This window comes from Acidihalobacter sp. (genome assembly GCF_037381185.1).
Lineage (GTDB): Bacteria > Pseudomonadota > Gammaproteobacteria > DSM-5130 > Acidihalobacteraceae > Acidihalobacter_A.
In genome coordinates, this window is the sequence record NZ_JARRQY010000020.1 from 17,551 (window position 1) to 37,023 (window position 19,473).

At 61.4% G+C, this 19,473-nt stretch carries 16 protein-coding genes; 10 read left to right on the top strand and 6 right to left on the bottom strand.

All coding sequences use genetic code 11. The features are described 5' to 3' along the window. Nucleotides 1–246: 246 nt before the first annotated feature. Complete coding sequence (locus P8014_RS08580) at nucleotides 247–1,713, bottom strand: MFS transporter (RefSeq protein ID WP_337816899.1); 1,467 nt, start codon at nucleotides 1,711–1,713, stop codon at nucleotides 247–249. Between the two features lie 137 nt (nucleotides 1,714–1,850). Here P8014_RS08580 and P8014_RS08585 point away from each other — a divergent pair, with 137 nt between their 5' ends. Beyond that, nucleotides 1,851–2,384 (top strand): TetR/AcrR family transcriptional regulator, encoded by a 534-nt coding sequence (locus P8014_RS08585; protein ID WP_337816900.1) that lies wholly within the window; start codon nucleotides 1,851–1,853, stop codon nucleotides 2,382–2,384. Nucleotides 2,385–2,798: 414 nt separating this feature from the next. On the opposite strand, the gene P8014_RS08590 is transcribed toward P8014_RS08585, so the two are convergent. Continuing rightward, nucleotides 2,799–3,626 (bottom strand): inositol monophosphatase family protein, encoded by an 828-nt coding sequence (locus tag P8014_RS08590; protein ID WP_337816901.1) that lies wholly within the window; start codon nucleotides 3,624–3,626, stop codon nucleotides 2,799–2,801. 98 nt (nucleotides 3,627–3,724) lie between these two features. Here P8014_RS08590 and P8014_RS08595 point away from each other — a divergent pair, with 98 nt between their 5' ends. Further along, entirely contained in the window at nucleotides 3,725–4,459 is a 735-nt protein-coding gene (locus tag P8014_RS08595) for a helix-turn-helix transcriptional regulator (RefSeq protein ID WP_337816902.1), read from the top strand. Between the two features lie 319 nt (nucleotides 4,460–4,778). On the opposite strand, the gene guaA is transcribed toward P8014_RS08595, so the two are convergent. The 3 genes from guaA to P8014_RS08610 all read right to left on the bottom strand — a co-directional run bounded on the left by guaA (nucleotide 4,779) and on the right by P8014_RS08610 (nucleotide 8,551). After that, nucleotides 4,779–6,356: a glutamine-hydrolyzing GMP synthase gene (gene guaA, locus P8014_RS08600; protein WP_337816903.1), complete on the bottom strand. Its 1,578-nt coding sequence runs from the start codon at nucleotides 6,354–6,356 to the stop codon at nucleotides 4,779–4,781. Nucleotides 6,357–6,477: 121 nt separating this feature from the next. Next, a complete protein-coding gene (gene guaB, locus P8014_RS08605) occupies nucleotides 6,478–7,938 on the bottom strand; it encodes an IMP dehydrogenase (protein ID WP_337816904.1) in 1,461 nt (486 codons plus the stop codon). A gap of 415 nt (nucleotides 7,939–8,353) precedes the next feature. After that, the gene (locus P8014_RS08610) at nucleotides 8,354–8,551 is read right to left on the bottom strand and encodes a hypothetical protein (protein WP_337816905.1); all 198 of its coding nucleotides are present in this window, start codon (nucleotides 8,549–8,551) and stop codon (nucleotides 8,354–8,356) included. A 385-nt stretch (nucleotides 8,552–8,936) separates the two neighbouring features. Between P8014_RS08610 and xseA the strand changes: the two genes are divergently transcribed. Beyond that, the gene (xseA, locus tag P8014_RS08615) at nucleotides 8,937–10,295 is read left to right on the top strand and encodes an exodeoxyribonuclease VII large subunit (protein ID WP_337816906.1); all 1,359 of its coding nucleotides are present in this window, start codon (nucleotides 8,937–8,939) and stop codon (nucleotides 10,293–10,295) included. Nucleotides 10,296–10,307: 12 nt separating this feature from the next. Here xseA and P8014_RS08620 read toward each other — a convergent pair whose 3' ends face one another. Then, entirely contained in the window at nucleotides 10,308–11,075 is a 768-nt protein-coding gene (locus tag P8014_RS08620; RefSeq protein WP_337816907.1) for an HAD family hydrolase, read from the bottom strand. A gap of 233 nt (nucleotides 11,076–11,308) precedes the next feature. On the opposite strand from P8014_RS08620, the gene dksA reads away from it, so the two are divergent. The 7 genes from dksA (at nucleotide 11,309) to P8014_RS08655 (ending at nucleotide 19,463) form a co-directional block, all read left to right on the top strand. Continuing rightward, nucleotides 11,309–11,758 carry an RNA polymerase-binding protein DksA gene (gene dksA / locus P8014_RS08625; RefSeq protein WP_337816908.1) on the top strand — a complete coding sequence of 150 codons (450 nt, stop codon included), beginning with the start codon at nucleotides 11,309–11,311 and terminating at the stop codon, nucleotides 11,756–11,758. Further along, nucleotides 11,755–12,705 (top strand): tRNA glutamyl-Q(34) synthetase GluQRS, encoded by a 951-nt coding sequence (gene gluQRS, locus P8014_RS08630; protein ID WP_337816909.1) that lies wholly within the window; start codon nucleotides 11,755–11,757, stop codon nucleotides 12,703–12,705. The genes dksA and gluQRS overlap by 4 nt, the downstream gene beginning before the upstream one ends. 154 nt (nucleotides 12,706–12,859) lie before the next feature. Continuing rightward, complete coding sequence (gene acs / locus P8014_RS08635) at nucleotides 12,860–14,821, top strand: acetate--CoA ligase (RefSeq protein WP_337816910.1); 1,962 nt, start codon at nucleotides 12,860–12,862, stop codon at nucleotides 14,819–14,821. Nucleotides 14,822–14,995: 174 nt separating this feature from the next. Next, the gene (locus P8014_RS08640) at nucleotides 14,996–15,304 is read left to right on the top strand and encodes a DUF485 domain-containing protein (RefSeq protein WP_337816911.1); all 309 of its coding nucleotides are present in this window, start codon (nucleotides 14,996–14,998) and stop codon (nucleotides 15,302–15,304) included. Next, nucleotides 15,301–16,956, top strand: coding sequence for a cation acetate symporter (locus P8014_RS08645; protein ID WP_337816912.1), 1,656 nt, complete (start codon nucleotides 15,301–15,303; stop codon nucleotides 16,954–16,956). The genes P8014_RS08640 and P8014_RS08645 overlap by 4 nt, the downstream gene beginning before the upstream one ends. A gap of 51 nt (nucleotides 16,957–17,007) precedes the next feature. Beyond that, entirely contained in the window at nucleotides 17,008–18,837 is a 1,830-nt protein-coding gene (locus P8014_RS08650) for a putative nucleotidyltransferase substrate binding domain-containing protein (protein WP_337816913.1), read from the top strand. Then, complete coding sequence (locus P8014_RS08655; protein WP_337816914.1) at nucleotides 18,834–19,463, top strand: 3'-5' exonuclease; 630 nt, start codon at nucleotides 18,834–18,836, stop codon at nucleotides 19,461–19,463. Before P8014_RS08650 ends, P8014_RS08655 begins: the two co-directional genes overlap by 4 nt. Nucleotides 19,464–19,473 lie beyond the last annotated feature (10 nt).

The following is a 19,473-nucleotide window of genomic DNA, read 5'->3' on the forward strand; positions in this document are numbered from 1 at the left end:
CTGCCAAGGCAACAGGACCGGGCAGCAAAGTCGCTCGCACGACAGGCCTGAGCGAACTGCCGGTAGCTCCAGATCATTGAAAAACGTCGCGAGAATGGCAGGGTGCGAGGCAGCTGCCTGCTGCTCTCGGTTCCTGATCCCGTTATTTACGGATCTACCAGCTTCCCTTGGCTTCCATTGTTAATCCGACCTTGTGAATATGGGGTTTGTCCGAACTTGGCAAACCGGTCGCGATCTCTGCAAGCGCTAATGTCGAACAGTACCTTTACGCATTCCTGCCAGCAGGAAAAACACCAGAACGGCCAGTCCCCCGATCAATGCGGCAGCCGTCAGAAGCAGCACTGAGTGTGTGGTCGAAAAAGCCGCCTTGCCCGCAGCGACCAATGCGGCAGCCTGATCATCAGAAAGCTGCTGCGCGACCAGATACGTATTGCCCATCGAAACGGCAGCCTGATCTGCGAGATTAGGGGGCAACCCAACAGGTGCCGTGAGGTTACGCCCGAAAATAGCCGACATGAATACACCGAAGAGAGTGATGCCGAGGCCTGTGCCCAGTTCATACCCTGTCGCTTCCAGCGAACCTGCGGCACCGCCCTTGCTTGCATCGACCGAGCCCATAATAGCCATGGATGATGCAGTCAGGCCAATGCTGAGAGCTAAACCAAGCAGTGCCAGCAGCACCGGCACGAGCAGTCCCGGAGCATGGAAATCCTGCACGGCAAGCCCGTCCAGCGACAGCGCTGCGACTACCATAGACAGGCTGGCCACTGGCCGCAGCCCATACCGGGCAGATAGCCAACCCGCAACCGGACCGCCCACTGCCGCCGCAGCCATGATGGGGATCATGAATATCCCGGCCTGAAGCGGTGTTTTATCCAGGACGTATTGCAGTTCCTGCGCCAGAGTCAGTTCGACCCCGGCCAATGCGCCGCTGACAACCACCGCCATGATGATACCGGCGACGATGGCAGGGTGTGCCAATAAGGACAGGTCCAACATGGGCGCAGCTGCGCGTAACTGCTTTCGAGCAAACAGCACCAGCATTGCCAATCCGAAGACCAACGTCAGCAACACCACGGCAAGGGGCTGATTGCCACCAAACCCCGTCTTGGCTGCATACACCACCGCAACCATGCCCATAACCAGCAGTAAGGCCTGGCCAATCGGCCAATGACCGGGCGTGGTCTGCTCCTGACACGGCAGCAGTAGCCAGCAGGCCGGGGCTACGACGAGCATCAAAGGTACGTTGATCAGGAACACCGAGCCCCACCAGAAATGCTCCAGCAGCGCACCGCCTATCAGCGGGCCAACCGCCGCACCGGCAGCCCCCACTGTCCCCCATAGCCCGAGCGCCAGTCCTCGCTCCTTATCGTCCTCGAAGGTACGGCGGATAATGCCCAGCACGCACGGCATGATCATTGATCCCCCCAACGCCAGCATAACGCGCGCGCCAATCAGCATCTGCGCAGTAGGCGCAAAGGCCGTCACGGCTGAGGCAACCCCGAAGATCACCAAGCCGATCAGCAAGATGCGTCGGTTGCCAACCTTATCGGCTAACGTACCCATGGGCACCAGTAAACCTGCCATCAACAGCGGGTATATGTCGATGATCCACAACACTTGGTTGTTGGACGCGCCCAACGCCTGGGTTAACCTGGGGACAGCGACATGCAGGATGGTCATGTCGATAACGACCGGCAGGAATGCCAGCATTACTGCCAGCAGAATCAGCCAATGCCTGGGGTTCGAGGAGCAATAAAGCACAAGTTCACCTATGATTTACGCGTTCTTTAAATTATAAATACAATCGTATTTAAATAAGATGGTAGTGGGGTTAAAAGAGAAAGACAATGGGTAGAAAACCAACCATCTCCCGTGACGGACTGCTGGACGTGGCCGAAGAGTTGGTGCGCGAGCAAGGCGGCTCCGCACTGACCATTGGCGCTTTGGCAAAGGCGGCGGGCATTTCCAAGGGCGGCGTGCAGTATTCGTTCGCCAGCAGGGATGACTTGGTGCGCAGCCTGATTGATCGCTGGACAAGCCGGTTCGACGCGATGCTGGACGACGCGGCGACGGATGGTCCGGTCGACTTTATCCGAAGCTACATCGCGGCGACGCGAACCTCACAGCAGGCGATGGACGCGAAAATTGCAGGCCTGATGGTCAGCTATCTGGAAAATCCTGAGCATTTGAAAGAAACACGCGACTGGTATCGGGGGATTTTTGATCGTCTAGCCGGCGCATCGTCGAATGCACAAGCGGCACGCGTGGCCTTCCTAGCCGTCGAGGGACTGTTCCTCTTGCGCATTAATGGCATTGACGAAGATGGCGACTGGACTAGCTTTCTCGACGATGTGGAGGCAGTGCTGACGCGCTTGGCATGACCTGCCGTACTGAGTAGCATGATCTGTCGATAAGACGTGACAACTCGATAAAACCCTTGTTACCGCGTAATTTCAACCAAACAACCTCTGCGAAAACCGGGGCGGTTCATTGCGAGTGTGAAACTAACGCATAATACATTACATCAATTAAATCAATGAGTTAAATAGGAAAAACCACCCCCACTCAGTCGTTAATGAGCTGAAAAAGTCTTTATACGGCAAAGGCTTGCATTCATAACAACGTTCGATGCCATGAAAAGTGCCATGTCCAGCAAATCTCATGCGGCGCTCAACCCATAGAGGGTATTTGACGTTCAACCAAAGCAGGTGCAACCCGCCGTTCGGGGGTGAAAATCTGCCTGATCCCCCAAGTTACTCAGCGTCGCACAGAAGTTTCCATGTGTTCGATGTCGGTCAGACCCCCACGGCTCCATCAAGTGCCTGCAGCAAGGCTGGCTGCAACAACGGCGTCACGGCCAGAATCCCGTCGCTCATCCAATTCAATTCACAACCATCGAGCCCCGTCACAATCGCTCCAGCCTCGCTGGCAATCAACATACCTGGCAACCAGTCGTAGAGAGAACTGCCCTGCTCCCAATAGCCGTGCAATTGACCAGCCGCGAGTTGACACAGTGACAGCGATGCCGGCCCCATCCAGCGCTGCGCCAGCACTAGCGGCACCACGGAGGAGAGCCGGCGCAGGAAGGCCCCCACCTCTTGCTGCGGGCGCGGTGGGTAGTTGGGAAAACTGGTGCCGAGGAAGGCCATCGCCAAGTCGCTTTGCGGTGTGACTGACAACGACTTGGTGTTGCCAGCCACACCACCACCCTGCGACGCGCAATACAGCATGCCAAGTGCGGCGTGATACACCCAGGCTAGCACCGGGCGACCATCCACCAGCAAGGCCAGCGTCATGGTCCACAGCGGCAATCCATGAAGATACTGCACGGCACCGTCTATTGGATCGAACAGCCAATAGGCCGGGTACTCCGCCCGCAACTGCTGAGGACGTATGCCTGGCTGCGCCAAGGGCAAGGCGGGATCAAGCTCAAGCAACAGCGGCTCCAGCGCGGCATGCGCCCATGCACATGCGTGGTCGAGGGTGCGCCTGAGCGCAAGGGCATCGCCGACGGCGCAAGCGGGCTGCCGCTGCATCAGCGAGTCGCCAATCGCACGCAGTTTCGGATCGAGATGTGCCAAAACTTGGGCTGGTGTCATGTCTGTATCAAGCAGGAATTGCATCACTGTCTCCAAACAAAGAAACGGATGGACAGTTTGGGCGTATTCAAGATGGCCTGCTATCGATAAAATACAAATAAATATCTCAAATGGGACATCAAATGGAATTGCTTGTCACTCGCTCCATCAAAAACGGCAAAGAGTTGCATGACCAGCAGCACTGTCATGCCGAAGGGCAGTTGTTCTCCGTACAGGTCGGTGTTGTCAACGTGCAGACAGCATCCGGCCGTTGGGTGCTACCTCCCGGCTGCCTGGGCTGGGTGCCGCCATGGCAATCACACGCCGCAGCAAGCTATGGTCCGCTGGAGGCGGTTAGCCACTATTTCGATGAGACCGGATCTCAAGCCTCCATGCCTGCCGCATTGACCGTAGTGCGCAATACGCCGCTAATGCAAGCCTTGCTGGATGAACTGCCAAAGGGGGGCACAGCAAGAAGCCATTACTTGGCAACCTTTGCCCATGCTTTTGGCCGCCTTGCACCGATGACCGGCTTTCTGCCCATGCCCACTCACCCGCGCCTGCAGGCGCTAGTGAGGAAATTGCTAGAGCAACCTGCCGATGCAGCCGATCTTGACGACTGGGCACAGCGGTGCAACATGTCGCGCCGCACGCTGACGCGGAGATTCGCCGATGAAACTGGCTGGAGCCTGGGGCAGTGGCGCCAGCAAATGCGTCTTCAATGCGCACTCGAACAACTGTCGCGCGGCCTGCCGGTCACGACCGTGGCGCTTAATTGCGGTTATCAAAGCATCAGCGCGTTCATTACGCTATTTCGGGAGAATTTCGATGTCACACCGGGAACATGGCAGTCCAACCACTCGCCTGCCAAAACTTGAGATCGCCCCGCACCCCAACACGATGACTCAAACATTCCGCGTGCAAATTCGGAAAATTGGGAAACAACTGCGGTGCTAAGAGTGCCTTGAGGAGTGACTTGGATTGACGCTACGGTGTCACCTTATCCTGCGGTCGATTCGGCAGTCACTTCAGCTGGCTAAATTCGATACCATGCGCCACTGGAGAAATATGTCCTGGCATTTTCCCAAACTGAAGAATAGCAACCAACCGTTCCACGAAAAATGCCATCGATGATGCGCGAACATCCATCAATGGCATTGAAATTACCAAATCGAATCAATGAGGTAGGGATTCACCTCACTCCCACTCGATGGTGCCCGGCGGCTTGCCGGTCACGTCGTAGACCACGCGGGTGATGCCGTCGATCTCGTTGACGATGCGGCGCGAGACCAGATCGAGGAACTCATAGGGCAGATGCGCCCAGCGCGCGGTCATGAAATCGATGGTCTCCACAGCGCGCAGCGCAACCACGTAGTCGTACTTGCGACCGTCGCCCATGACCCCGACCGCCTTGACCGGGAGGAATACGGCGAAGGCCTGCGAGACTTGGTCATAAAGCCCGTGACGGCGCAGTTCCTCGATGAAGATCGCATCGGCGCGGCGTAACAGGTCTGCGTAATGCTTCTTGACCTCGCCCAGGATGCGCACGCCCAGCCCCGGCCCCGGGAACGGATGCCGGTAGACCATCTCGTAGGGCAGCCCCAGCTCGAGGCCAATCTTGCGCACTTCGTCCTTAAACAGCTCGCGCAGCGGCTCTACCAGGCCGAGCTTCATGTCCTCGGGCAGACCGCCGACGTTGTGATGCGACTTGATTACATGCGCCTTGCCGGTCTTGCTGCCGGCCGACTCGATCACATCGGGGTAGATCGTGCCCTGGGCCAGCCAGCGCACACCGTCGAGCTTAGCCGATTCTTCGTCGAACACTTCGATGAACAGCCGGCCGATGATCTTGCGTTTCTCCTCCGGATCCTCGACGCCTTTCAGCGCTTCGAGGAAGCGTTCCTCCGCGTCGACACGAATCACCTTCACGCCCATGTGCTGGGCAAAGGTCTGCATCACCTGATCGCCTTCGCCGAGGCGCAGCAGGCCATGATCCACGAACACGCAGGTGAGCTGTTCGCCAATGGCCTGGTGCAGCAGAGCGCCGACCACGGACGAGTCCACCCCGCCGGACAGACCCAGGACGACGTGGTCGGACCCGACCTGCTCACGCACGCGGACGATGTTGTCCTCGATGATGTTGCCGGCGTTCCACAGCGCTTGGCAGCCGCACAGGTCGAGCACGAAACGGCCCAGGATGCGCGTGCCCTGACGCGTATGGGTCACCTCCGGATGGAACTGCACACCATAGAAGCGTCGCTCCTCGTCGGCCATGCCGGCCAGCGGCGCGCTCTCGGTGCTCGCCATGAGATTGAAACCCGGCGGCATGGTGCGCACGCGGTCGCCGTGCGACATCCAGACGTCGAGCAGCCCATAGCCTTCCGGGCTGGTGTGGTCCTCGATGTCGCGCAACAAGTCCGTGTGACCGCGGGCGCGGACCTGGGCATAGCCGAACTCGCGATGATCGCTGGTCTCGACCTCGCCGCCGAGCTGTGCCGCCATGGTCTGCATGCCGTAGCAGATTCCCAGCACCGGCACGCCCAGCTCGAACACCAGTTGCGGTGCGATCGGAGCATCATCGCCGATGGTCGACTCGGGGCCGCCCGAGAGGATGATCCCGGCGGGCGCGAAATTCCTCAGCGCCTGCTCGTCCATGTCCCAGGGATGGATTTCGCTGTAAACCCCCACCTCGCGTACGCGGCGGGCGATGAGCTGGGTGTACTGCGAACCGAAATCGAGGATGAGGATCTTGTCGGAATGGATGCTCTGGGTCATGGCCGCTCACGCTGCAGGAGATCGGAAAACAACGGCCGCGGCTCCCTGTCCGGGAGTCGCGGCCGTCCCACGGGTGCATCGAAGCACTGTCTCGAGCGCCCGTGTGCCGGGCGCAGCGCCGTCAATCGATGCGGTAGTTCGGCGCTTCCTTGGTGATCGCCACGTCATGCACATGGCTTTCGCGCATGCCGGCGTTGGTCACGCGCACGAAGCCGGGCTCGGTGCGCATGGTTTCGATATCGGCCGCGCCGACGTAGCCCATGCTGGAGCGCAGTCCGCCGAGGAGCTGGTGGATGATGGCGCTGATCGACCCCTTGTACGGCACGCGGCCCTCGATGCCTTCAGGCACCAGCTTCTCCACTGCCGACGCTTCCTCCTGGAAGTAGCGGTCAGACGAACCCTGCTGCATCGCGCCGAGCGAACCCATGCCGCGGTAGGACTTGTAGGAACGCCCCTGGAACAGTTCGACCTCGCCGGGGGCCTCTTCCGTGCCCGCGAACATGCTGCCAATCATCACGCTGTAGGCGCCGGCCACGATCGCCTTGGAAAGATCGCCGGAGAAACGGATGCCTCCATCGGCAATCAGCGGAACGTCTGTACCTTCAAGCGCACGGCAGACGTTGTCCACTGCCGTTATCTGCGGCACGCCGACGCCCGCGACGATGCGCGTGGTACAGATCGAGCCCGGGCCGATGCCGACCTTGACACCGTCCGCACCGGCCTCGACCAGCGCACGGGCCGCCTCACCGGTGGCGATGTTGCCGCCGATGACCTGCATGTCGGGATAGGTCTGCTTGACCCAGCGTACGCGGTCGAGCACGCCCTGCGAATGACCGTGCGCAGTATCGACCACCAGCACGTCGGCGCCGGCCGCAACCAGCGCTTCGATGCGCTGCTCAGTGCCTTCGCCCGTACCGACCGCGGCACCGACGCGCAGGCGGCCGTGCTCGTCCTTGCAGGCGTTGGGGAAATCCGTGGACTTCTGGATGTCCTTCACGGTGATCATGCCGCGCAGCTGGAAGTTGCCGTTGACCACCAGCACCTTCTCGATGCGGTACTTGTGCAGCAGCCGGCGGACTTCTTCGCGGTCTGCGCCTTCCTTCACCGTGACGAGTTTCTCCTGCGGCGTCATGATGCTGCTGACCGGCGCATCGAGATTATCCTGGAACCGCATGTCGCGGCTGGTGACAATGCCGACCAGGCTTTCTCCGTCGACCACCGGCACGCCCGAGATATCGTTGGCCCGGGTGATCGCCAGAACTTCACGGATACTGGTGCCGGGAGAAACGGTGATCGGCTGGGTAATCACGCCGCTTTCGTATTTCTTGACCAGGCGGACCTGCTGCGCCTGCTGCTCCGGTGTCATATTCTTGTGGATGATGCCGATGCCGCCTTCCTGCGCCATGGCGATGGCCAGACGGGCCTCGGTCACGGTGTCCATCGCCGCCGATACCAGCGGGATATTGAGCGTGATCGTACGTGTCAGGCGCGTTCGCAACGACGCATCTCGCGGCAGCACCCGGCTGTGCGCGGGCAGCAAAAGCACGTCGTCGAATGTAAGCGCTTCCTGAACGATTCGCATGGTGGAACCCCGTCGAAAAGTAAACCGTCAATTATATATTTTCGAAAGGCTCGGGTAAACTTCAAAAGGGAAGTCAAGCAACGGCCGAGCGCCGAATTCTCTCTCCATCCGGTAACAAAACGGTTAACAGGCTGCCGTTACCGCCAAACGTGCATTCGGAACACTCCCCACTGGCCGCCCGACATTGCCCCAGTCGAAGCGAAAGTGCTCCTCGCACAACATGCAACAGGCCTCGACGCAGGCCGGGCCATAGGCCGGCACATGGTCATCGCCTCGATTACATCGCACACCGCCAGGATGCATGCCTCGGGGAGTACGGAAGTACCTTTCAGCCCGAGCGGATAACCCGAGCTGTCGAAGCGCTCGTGGTGTTGGTGCACGATGTCCGGAATCGACCGGGGGAATTCGATATTCTTCAGGATGTTGTAGCCGGCGTCGACATGGGTCCGGACAAACTCAATTCAACCCTGCTCAAGCGGCCCGGCTTGCTCAGTATCTCGGCCGAGATGGCGATCTTGCCGATATCGCGGACCAAGCCGGCCAGGTACAGAGCCCGGACATGTTCCTCGTCCCAGGCCAGTTCGTGCGCCACGGCCTTGACCGGTTCGGCCACCCTGCGCTAATGGCCGACTGTGTGGGGGGCGCACATTTCGATCGTAGTGGTCAGCGCCACGATGCTCGACTCCATCGATACCTGCAGACGCTGGAAAAACTTTTCCTATTCGACCCGACCATGCAAGGTGCTGATACCGCATGCTGGATCCCAGGCCACATCATTACAATTTATAAGGGTTTTCAGAACCCGATTGAGCCTCGGCAATGCCTACCATAACGCGCGATTTCGTCAGGCCAACCCTCGACCAGCTCGCAAAAACGACGCCCGACCTGCATCTGCTGGATGATGTCTATGCCGCCAACACCGTCAGCGCATAGACTCGATGGCCCACGTTTCGCTCGGACTCAACAGAACGACGATCAAGACGGTTAACATATGATGCATGAATGACACGTCCACACGAGAAATCTACACCGTCAGCCGTCTCAACCTCGAAGCCAGGGGGCTGTTGGAAACACGCTTTCCCCTGATCTGGGTCGAAGGAGAACTGTCGAACGTCTCCAGCCCGGCGTCGGGGCATCTCTATTTCACGCTCAAGGATCCGCATGCGCAGGTCCGAGCCGCAATGTTCCGTAACCGCAACCGGCATCTGGGTTTCACTCCGAAGGCCGGCCTGCAGGTCCTCGCTCGCGCACGCGTCAGCCTGTACGAGGCTCGCGGCGACTACCAACTCATCGTCGAACACCTGGAAGAAGCCGGCGAAGGCGCGCTGCGCCGCGCCTTCGAGGAACTGAAGAACCGCCTGGCCGCAGAGGGCCTGTTCGATGCCGAACGAAAGCGGCAGCCACCCGCGTATCCGCACAGTCTCGGCGTCATCACCTCACCCACCGGAGCTGCACTGCGGGATGTTCTCAGCGTGCTGGCACGGCGCTTCCCAGCTCTGCCCGTCTATGTCTACCCAGTCAGCGTGCAAGGCGCCGGTGCCGCCCCGTCGATCATTGCGGCCCTTGCCCGCGCCAACCACGAACAGCGCTGCGACACCCTACTGCTGGTGCGCGGCGGCGGCTCGCTGGAGGATCTGTGGGCCTTCAACGAGGAGGCGGTGGCCCGGGCAATTGCGGACTCGGAGATTCCGGTGGTCTGCGGCGTCGGGCACGAGACTGACATCACTATCGCCGACTTCACCGCCGACCTGCGCGCACCGACCCCATCCGCCGCAGCCGAACTGGTGAGCCAGGACGCCACCCAACTCCTGCACCGCCTCGGTTCGCTGGCCGAATCGTTGAGACTGCGTCTGCATGCCCGCGTCGGACAGCGGCAACGGATGCTGGAATCGCTACAGGGACGACTGGCGCGCCAACACCCCCTGCGCAGGCTGCAGCAGCATGCCCAGCGCATTGATGAACTCGAACTGCGCCTGCACCAGAGCCTCGCGCGGCAACAGCAGTTGCGCAGCAGCCGCCTGCAGACCCTGCAGGCCAGACTGAGCGCCCGTTCACCGGCGTTGACGCTATCCGCCCAGACGAAACGGCTTGAACGACTCCGCCAGGAACTACATCGGGCCATGCAGGAACGCATAAACAGGGAACACAAACGGCTTGCCTCCCTGAGCCGAACGTTGACCGCGGTAAGCCCGCTTGCCACGCTGCAACGCGGCTACGCCATCGCCCTCGCGCCCGGGAGCCTCGAACCGCTACGCAACACCGATCGTGCGCACGTCGATGATCGGATCGAGTTGCGCTTGGCGCGCGGTCGTCTATTCTGCCGCGTCGAGAAAATCGAACCCGAGGGTGGCTATTGATGCGGCAAACGGCTACTGGCGATCGAACAACCGCCGCACCCCTTCCAACGACACCCACGCGGCTCCGGCCAAATCGCCCTGCAGTACCTTGCAGGGCCGCCCCGGTTCGCCAAGCTGATCGACGACGACCCAGGCGCCTGAAAAATCCTGCCCGCGCGTATAGTCATTGACCGTCACCAGCGTACGACAGCCGGCATCGCGCGCCGCAACGAGGCCGTGCTGCGAATCTTCAAAGGCCAGACAGGCAGTGGCCGGCAAGCGCATGACCTCCAGCGCATAGGAAAAAATGTCCGGCGCCGGTTTCTTGGCTGGGACGACGTCGCCCGCCGCCACAACCTCAAACCAGCCGATCGCGTCCTCACCGAGTGTCGCGCGCAGCAGCACCTCGACGTTCTCCGGCGTCGTCGTAGTGGCGATGGCCAAGCGCATCCCCGACGCACGCACCTCCTCCAGCAGGCGCTCCACGCCCGGGCGCAACGGAATGCTGCCGCTTTCGAGCAGCGCCAGGTAATGACGGGTCTTGCGTCCATGCAAATCAGCAATGAAGGCGGCGAGATCGCCATCTGTCTGCAGCTGGAAATCGGGCCGGTAGCGCTGCAGATAGTAACGGATTCGTTCCTTGCCACCGGTGACCGACAACAGATCCGCGTACAACTCCACGGACCACTCCCAATCCAGCCCGACCTCATCGAAAGCCCGATTGAACGCCACACGATGGCCATCGCGTTCCGTATCGGCGAGAGTCCCGTCTACATCGAAAATCAACGCTTGCAGCGACATATGGATAGCTACCTCGGGTGTGCGGCGCGGAAAAGCGCATACTAAAACAATGCGCGACGCGCAGACCGTCTTGAGCGAATGCGCGCCGGAGAAGCGTTCCCGAACTACGCAACTCAGCGCCGTAGACTTCTTTCTCTCTTGCGCAACGGGGCGTCATTTGGTACTTAATCGTCCTTTTGACCCCGCGGCGCAAAAACGCCGATACAACGACGCCACATGCTGGAGTAAACAAGATGGCCGCAAGCGAGCAGAGCCCCAACACCCCCGTACGCTCCCCTGTCGCCGGCATTGCGCCTTATGAGCCCAAGGAAGGCGAGGAATACATGAGCGACGCGCAGCTCGAGCATTTCCGAGAAATCCTCCTGGCCTGGCGCAAAGAGCTGATGGAAGAAGTCGACCGTACGGTCGAACACATGAAGAACGAAGCCGCCAACTTTGCCGATCCTTCCGACCGCGCCACGCAGGAAGAGGAATTCAGCCTCGAACTGCGCACCCGCGACCGCGAGCGCAAGCTGCTGAAGAAGATCGCCGAAGCACTGACCGACATCGATTCTGGCGAATACGGCTTCTGCAAGTCCTGCGGCGCCGAGATCGGCATTCGCCGTCTCGAGGCACGCCCGACCGCGACCTTGTGCATCGAGTGCAAAACGCTGCAGGAAATCAAGGAGAAGCAGATGGCGTGAGCGTCGTCACGCTCACTTCAGCGGGCGCCGCACAAGCGGCGCCCGCATCCCCCTTTCCGTATCATGGCCGCTTCGCCCCCTCCCCCACCGGCCCCCTTCACTTCGGCTCATTGATCGCCGCACTAGGCAGCTTTCTCTGCGCCCGCCAGGCCAATGGCGAATGGCTGCTGCGCATCGAGGACATCGACCCTCCCCGCGAAGTTGCCGGCTCAGCCGACGCCATCCTGCATGCGCTCGAACGACACGGACTCGAGTGGGACGGATCAGTTCTCTACCAGAGTGGACGCAGCGATGCCTACGACGCCGCGCTGGAGCGTCTACGCGACGACGGCTGGCTGTACGAGTGCAGTTGCACCCGAAGCGAGATCGCCTCGCACGGAAGGCGCGGTCCCTACGGCATCATCTACCCCGGCACCTGCCGCACCGGAGCACGCTCGTCACGACGGCCACGCTCGCTACGGGTACGTACTCACGAACACCTCATCCACTTCGACGATCTGCTGCAGGGACTGCAGCAGCAGCGGCTGCAGGAAACATCCGGCGACTTCATCGTACGCCGCGCGGACGGACTCTACGCCTATCAACTCGCCGTAGTAGTCGATGACGACGAACAGAACATCACCGATGTCGTGCGCGGCGCGGACCTGCTCGATTCAACGCCAAGGCAGATTCACTTGCAGCAGCTTCTCAGCCTGCGCAATCCTCGCTATCTCCACCTGCCCATCGCGGCGAACTCCCGTGGCGAGAAACTAAGCAAGCAGACTCATGCTCCCGCGCTCGAGCAGCGTACTCCGAGCGAAAACCTGTGGCGCGCGCTCACCTTCCTGGACCAGAAGCCACCACCCGACCTGCTCCACGCCACTCCACGCGAGACTCTCACCTGGGCGATCGAGGCATGGAACGTGAAACACGTTCCGCATCGCGGCATCATTCGGCTTGAGGACTGAAATAGCCATATCATAGTTATGGCTATTATTCCCGTAGCGGATAGTCGACACCCGAATGGAGCTTTTGCCGCTAGCCTTCTAATTTTCTGCTACGCTCGAACGGTTGAGGAGCACAGGACTACACTCGAAATCGCAGCTGAAGGAACAGAGCATTATGAGCGAAAACATAGAATCAGTACTGCACGAGGACCGACATTTCCAGCCCCCCGAAGCGTTCGCAAGAGATGCCCGCATCACTCCGGAGCGCCTTACAGAACTGCGTCAACAGGCAAGCAGCGACTATGAAGGCTTCTGGGCCGAACGGGCACGAGAGGAGATTCTTTGGAAACAACCCTTCACCACCACGCTGGACCGCAGCAAGGCTCCGCATTTTCGCTGGTTCAACGACGGTGTCCTGAACGTCAGCTACAACTGCCTTGACCGCCATCTGGAGGAACGTGGCAACAAAACGGCGATCATCTTCGAAGGCGAACCCGGTGATACTCAGACCTACACCTACCGCGAACTGCACGCCGCCGTAGGGCAGTTCTCCAATGCGCTCAAGGCACAGGGCATCCGTAGCGGCGACCGTGTCGTCATCTACATGCCGATGGTGCCCGAAGCCGTCATTGCCATGCAGGCATGCGCACGTATCGGCGCCATTCATTCAGTGGTATTCGGCGGTTTCTCTGCCGAGGCACTGAAGGACCGCGTCAACGATGCCCAGGCCCGCATGATCATCACCGCCGACGGCGGCCATCGCGGTGGCAAGGTCGTCGAACTCAAGGCGGCGGTCGACAAGGCCGTCGAGCACGGAACGCCCAGCATCGAAAAAGTGATCGTGTTCGAACGCACCCGGCACGGCGTGCCCATGGTCGAGGGACGCGACGTCACCTGGGCGGATGCGATCGCCGGACAGCCGAACGAATGCGAGCCCGAATGGGTCGACGCAGAACATCCCCTGTTTCTACTCTATACCTCGGGCTCGACCGGCAAGCCCAAGGGTATTCAGCATTCCTCAGCCGGCTACCTGCTGCATTCGATGCTCACCTGCAAGTGGGTATTCGACATGCACGACAAGGACGTGTTCTGGTGCACTGCCGACGTCGGCTGGATCACCGGCCATACCTACGTCGCCTATGGCCCACTCGCGATCGGTGGTACCCAGCTGATGTACGAAGGTGCACCGACGGTGCCCGACGGCGGCCGTTTCTGGAAACTGTGCGCCGATCACGGCGTCAGCATCTTCTATACCGCTCCGACCGCCATTCGCGCGCTGATGAAGCTCGGCGATCAGTTCCCCAATGCCTACGACCTGTCGAAGCTGCGTCTGCTCGGCACGGTCGGCGAGCCGATCAATCCGGAAGCGTGGATGTGGTATCACCGCGTGATCGGCGGCGAGCGCTGCCCCATCGTCGACACCTGGTGGCAGACCGAAACCGGCGGACACATGATCGCTCCGGTACCGGGCGCGATGGCCACCAAACCGGGCTCCTGCACGATGCCGCTTCCCGGCATCATGGCGGACGTGGTCGACGAACACGGCGAGTCCATCACCGAAGCCGACCGTGGCGGCTACCTGGTGGTGAAGGAGCCATGGCCCTCCATGCTGCGCACCATCTGGGGCGACGACGAACGCTACAGCAGGACCTATTGGGGCATGTTCGGCGGCCGCTACTATCTGGCCGGCGACAGCGCCCGCAAGGACGCTGACGGCTACTTCTGGATCATGGGGCGCATCGACGACGTGCTCAACGTCTCCGGCCACCGCCTAGGGACCATGGAGGTCGAGTCCGCACTGGTCGCGCATGAACTGGTCGCGGAGGCAGCCGTGGTCGGTCGTCCGCATGAGGTCAAGGGCGAGGCGATCGTCGCCTACGTCATCCTCAAGGGCGACCGCCCGGTCGGGGATGCCGCTGAGGACATGATCCGCACCCTGCGCGACTGGGTCGCCGAAGAGATCGGGCCGATCGCCAAACCGGACGAGATCCGTTTCTCCGACGGTCTGCCCAAAACCCGCTCCGGCAAGATCATGCGCCGCCTGCTGCGCTCGATCGCCAAGGGCGAGGAGATCACTTCGGACACCTCCACACTGGAGAATGAAGGGGTCATTCTCCAGTTGCAGGGCAAGGCTTAAGGCCTCTCACCTGCCCGAACCGCCCTTGCCGGGGGGCTTGGCGGTTCGATCACAAGGCAGCAGAGGCATCTCGTTTTGGGCTGAACGAAGAGCAGTACCCGTGCGCCGGTGGGGCATACACCGGCGCACGGCCATATAAGAGCATCATAACGACAACACTTGGGGGTAAGACCAATGCAGCAGGAACTACTGCAACGCATTCAGGCCAACCAGGCCTATCAGGAGCTGGTGCGGCGACGCAGCCGATTCGGTTGGACGCTGAGCATCGTCATGTTGGTGATCTACTACAGTTTCATCCTCGTCATCGCATTCAACCCCGGACTGCTGGGCACGCCGCTCAGTGAAACAAGCGTGATCACCTGGGGCATCCCGATCGGCATCCTCATCATCCTCGTTGCGTTCATTCTGACCGGCATCTACGTGCGTCGCGCCAACCGCGAGTTCGACGTTCTCGTGCAGCAGATCGTGGAGGATGTGAAATGAGAAAGTCGCTACTAGCTCTGGCTCTTGCATGCGCCCCGGCCTCGGTCCTCGCCGCGGAAGCCATCTCCGGCCCGGTTCGGCAACGCTCGGTGGACTACGCCGCGATCAGCATGTTCGTGGTATTCGTGCTCGCCACCCTGGTCATCACGTACTGGGCTGCGCAGAGAACCCGTACCGCGAAGGATTTCTACACCGCGGGCGGCGGGATCACCGGCCTGCAGAACGGCCTGGCCATCGCCGGCGACTACATGTCGGCCGCCTCCTTCCTCGGCATTTCCGGCCTCGTGTACCTGAAGGGCTACGACGGGCTGATCTACTCCATCGGCTTTCTTGTAGGCTGGCCGATCATCCTGTTCCTGATGGCCGAACGGCTGCGCAACCTGGGCCGTTACACCTTCGCCGACGTCGCCTCCTATCGCCTCGGTCAACGCCGTATCCGGACGCTTTCGGCCTTCGGCGCCCTGGCTACCGTGGCCCTTTACCTGATCGCGCAGATGGTAGGCGCCGGCAAACTCATCCAGGTACTGTTCGGTCTGCCCTACGAGGTCGCCGTGGTCATGGTCGGCGTGTTGATGATTCTCTATGTCACCTTCGGCGGCATGCTCGCCACCACCTGGGTGCAGATCATCAAGGCCGTGCTGCTGCTCTCGGGTGCCACATTCATGGCTCTCGCCGTGCTCTGGCACTTCGGCTTCAGCCTGGAAAGCCTGTTCGGAGCCGCGATCCAGGTGCGCAGCGATGCAGGCGGCAACATCATGGCGCCCGGAGGCCTCGTCTCCGATCCCGTCTCCGCGATTTCGCTGGGCATCGCACTGATGTTCGGCACCGCCGGCCTGCCGCACATCCTGATGCGCTTCTTCACCGTTGCCGATGCCAAACAGGCACGCCGTTCGGTATTTTTCGCCACCGGCTTCATCGGCTACTTCTATATCCTGACCTTCATCATCGGCTTCGGCGCCATCATCCTGCTGGCCAATCCGCAGTACCTCGATGCCGCGGGAGTCCTGATCGGCGGCAACAACATGGCGGCGATCCATCTCTCCAACGCGGTCGGCGGCGACCTGTTCCTCGGCTTCATTTCCGCCGTGGCCTTCGCCACCATCCTTGCAGTGGTCTCCGGCCTGACGCTGGCCGGCGCCTCCGCCGTTTCGCACGACCTCTACGCCAATGCATTCAAGGGCGGCAAGGTCGACGAAATTCGGGAGATAAAGGTTTCCAAGATCGCCACCGTGGTGCTCGGCATCATCGCGATCATGCTCGGCATTCTGTTCGAGAAGCAGAACATCGCCTTCATGGTCGGCCTCGCCTTCGCCATCGCCGCCAGCGCCAACTTCCCGGTGCTGTTCCTGTCGATGTACTGGCGCCGCCTGACCACGCGCGGAGCGTTCCTGGGCGGGGTCGCCGGCCTGACCACCGCCGTGATACTGGTGATCCTCGGGCCGACGGTGTGGAAGGATATTCTCGGCAACGCCGAGGCGATCTTCCCGTACAAGTATCCCGCCTTGTTCTCGGTCACCGTCGCGTTCGTCGGCATCTGGTTCTTCTCCGTCACCGATCGCAGCGAGCAGGGCATACGGGAGCGCGGCGACTTCGAAGCGCAGTTCGTACGTTCGCAAACGGGTATCGGCGCCGAAGTGCCGGCTTCCCACTGACGGCGCGTGCCGGGGCAGCCACGGCCGCCCCGGCACCAAACCATCGCCGACATGAACCATCGCGCCGACCAGGTCCACTTTCTGCGTCAGATCGTCCCGTTCGACCGTCTCGGATCCGAGGATCTGCAAAGCGCCGCCGATGCACTGGACGTGGAGTACTTCCCAGCGGCACATGCTCTCGCCCAACCGGGAGAGAATGCCGAGGTCCTGTGGATCGTCATCAAGGGACGCGTTGACGAATACGACGAGTCGGGCACGGCGCTCGCGGTCTACGGGCCAGACGATCTCGTCGGCGCAGCGTCCCTCCTGCGCGGCACGCACGACTGCCGCCTCAGCACCCACGAGGAAACGCTGTGCTACACCCTGCCGCGCAGCGTATTCCTGCGCCTAGGGGAACGTTGCCCGCCTTTGCATGACCACGTGGAGGCAAGCCTTGCGTCCCGCCTGCTTGGGCTGCGCAAACGCCACCGGGCCGAGGAGAGTTCGGGCCCGCTGATGGCTCGCATTTGCGCACACGACGTGCGTTCCGCCATACGCATCGACGCCGCCGACAGCATTGCCGAAGCCACCGCGGTCTTGATCAGCGAAAACGCCCGCGCCGCGCTTGTGCGCGACAAGGGGCGCACCGGCATCGTCACGCTCACCGACATCGCCCGGGCCGTCGCCGCTCAAGGCGTCGAGCGCGCGCACGCCATCGGCAGCCTGGCCCGCTTCGACCTGATCGGCGTCGAGGTGGGAGACTTCGTCTTCAACGCCCTGTTGCTGATGACTCGCCATCGGATCGGGCGCGTCGTCATCACACGCGCTGACGAGGTACTCGGCATGCTCGAGCAGCTCGATCTGCTCGGCATGCTGTCGACCCAGTCATTCATGCTGATCAATCGCATGGAAGCCGCCGGCACGGTCGAGGCCCTGCGCGAACCGGCCGAAGGCATCTCCGAAACGGTGCGGGCGCTGGAGCGCCAGGGAGCCCATCCCCGCCACATCGCGCGCCTGGTATGCGAACTGAACCAGCAGCTCATGCGCAAACTGTTCACGATGCTGGCGCCGCCCGAACTTGCGAGCGATGCCTGCCTGATCGTAATGGGAAGCGAAGGCCGTGGAGAGCAGATCTTCCGCACGGATCAGGACAATGGCCTGATTCTGCGCGACGGCGCCGACGAGACGGCCGCGCGCGCGTTCGCCCTGCAGTATGCCGAGGCCTTGCAACAACTCGGCTTTCCACCCTGCCCCGGCGGCGTCATGCTGAGCAACCCTCAGTGGTGCAAGGCGCAGCGCGAGTGGCTGTCCGACATCGACATGCTCGTTCTGCACCACTCGCCGGACGCCATGTTGCAGCTCTCGATACTCAGTGATGCCGCAGCGGTAGGTGGCGACGCCAGCCTTCTCGACGACGTTCGCGCTCATCTTTCCCGCGCGTTGCGCGACCAACCGGCCCGCCTGGCGCATTTCGCCAAGGCCACACTGGCCTTCGCGACGCCGCTGGGCCTGTTTGCACACTTTGTGCTCTCGCGCAACGCGAACGGCGAGGGCCTGGACATCAAGAAAGGCGGGATATTTCCCATCGTACACGGCATGCGCTGCCTGGCGCTGGAAGCCGGCCTGACCGAAACCAATACCTGGAACCGCATCGAAGCACTGGCCCAACTGCATCGTTTCGATGAGAAATTTGCCGACGATCTCGGCGAAGCCCTCGAGGTCATGAGCGGTTTCCGCCTGCACCGCCAGTTGGCGCACGCAGTGCCGGACAGCGAAGCCAACGTGCTCGATCCGCGCCAACTCGATTCGCTGGAGCGTGAGCTGTTACGCGATGCCTTGCGCGTGGTGGACGCGTTCAAACGCTTCGTCTCCCACCATTTCAGGCTTCACCTGATCACGTGAACGCACCGCAGCAACTGCGCCGGCGCCTGCAGCGCGCGTGGTATCGCCGACGCCTGCGTGACCCCGCCTACCGCTTTCTGCTCGGCGATGCGTCACCGGAACAGGCCGTGGCGATCGATTGCGAGACGACCTCGCTCGATGCGGCCGCCTGCGAACTCATAGCCGTCGCTGCCATTCCCATCGAAGGCGACCGCCTCTTGATGCATAGCGCGTTGGAACTGCTCATCAAGCCACAAACGGCAATGCGCACCGACGCCATTGCCATCCACCAACTGCGTGCGATGGACGTCGCCAAGGGGCAGAACATCGATGACGCCCTGTGCGCACTACTCGAATTCATCGGCCCCCGTCCGCTGGTCGGCTACTACATCGATTTCGACCTGAGCGTACTGAACCGCTACGTCAGGCCTATCCTGGGTATTCCGCTCCCCAATCCGACGATCGACGTCTCCGGCATGTATTTCGACCGCAAAATTGGCCGCATTCCCCAGCGACCGGTGAACCTCGGCTTCGATCACATGCTGCGCGAGCTGCAACTTCCGGTATTCCGGCAGCACGATCCCTTCAACGACGCCCTGATGGCAGCTCTCTGCTATGTGAAGCTGCGCCACATCCGACGCCTGTAAGCGCCGTCTC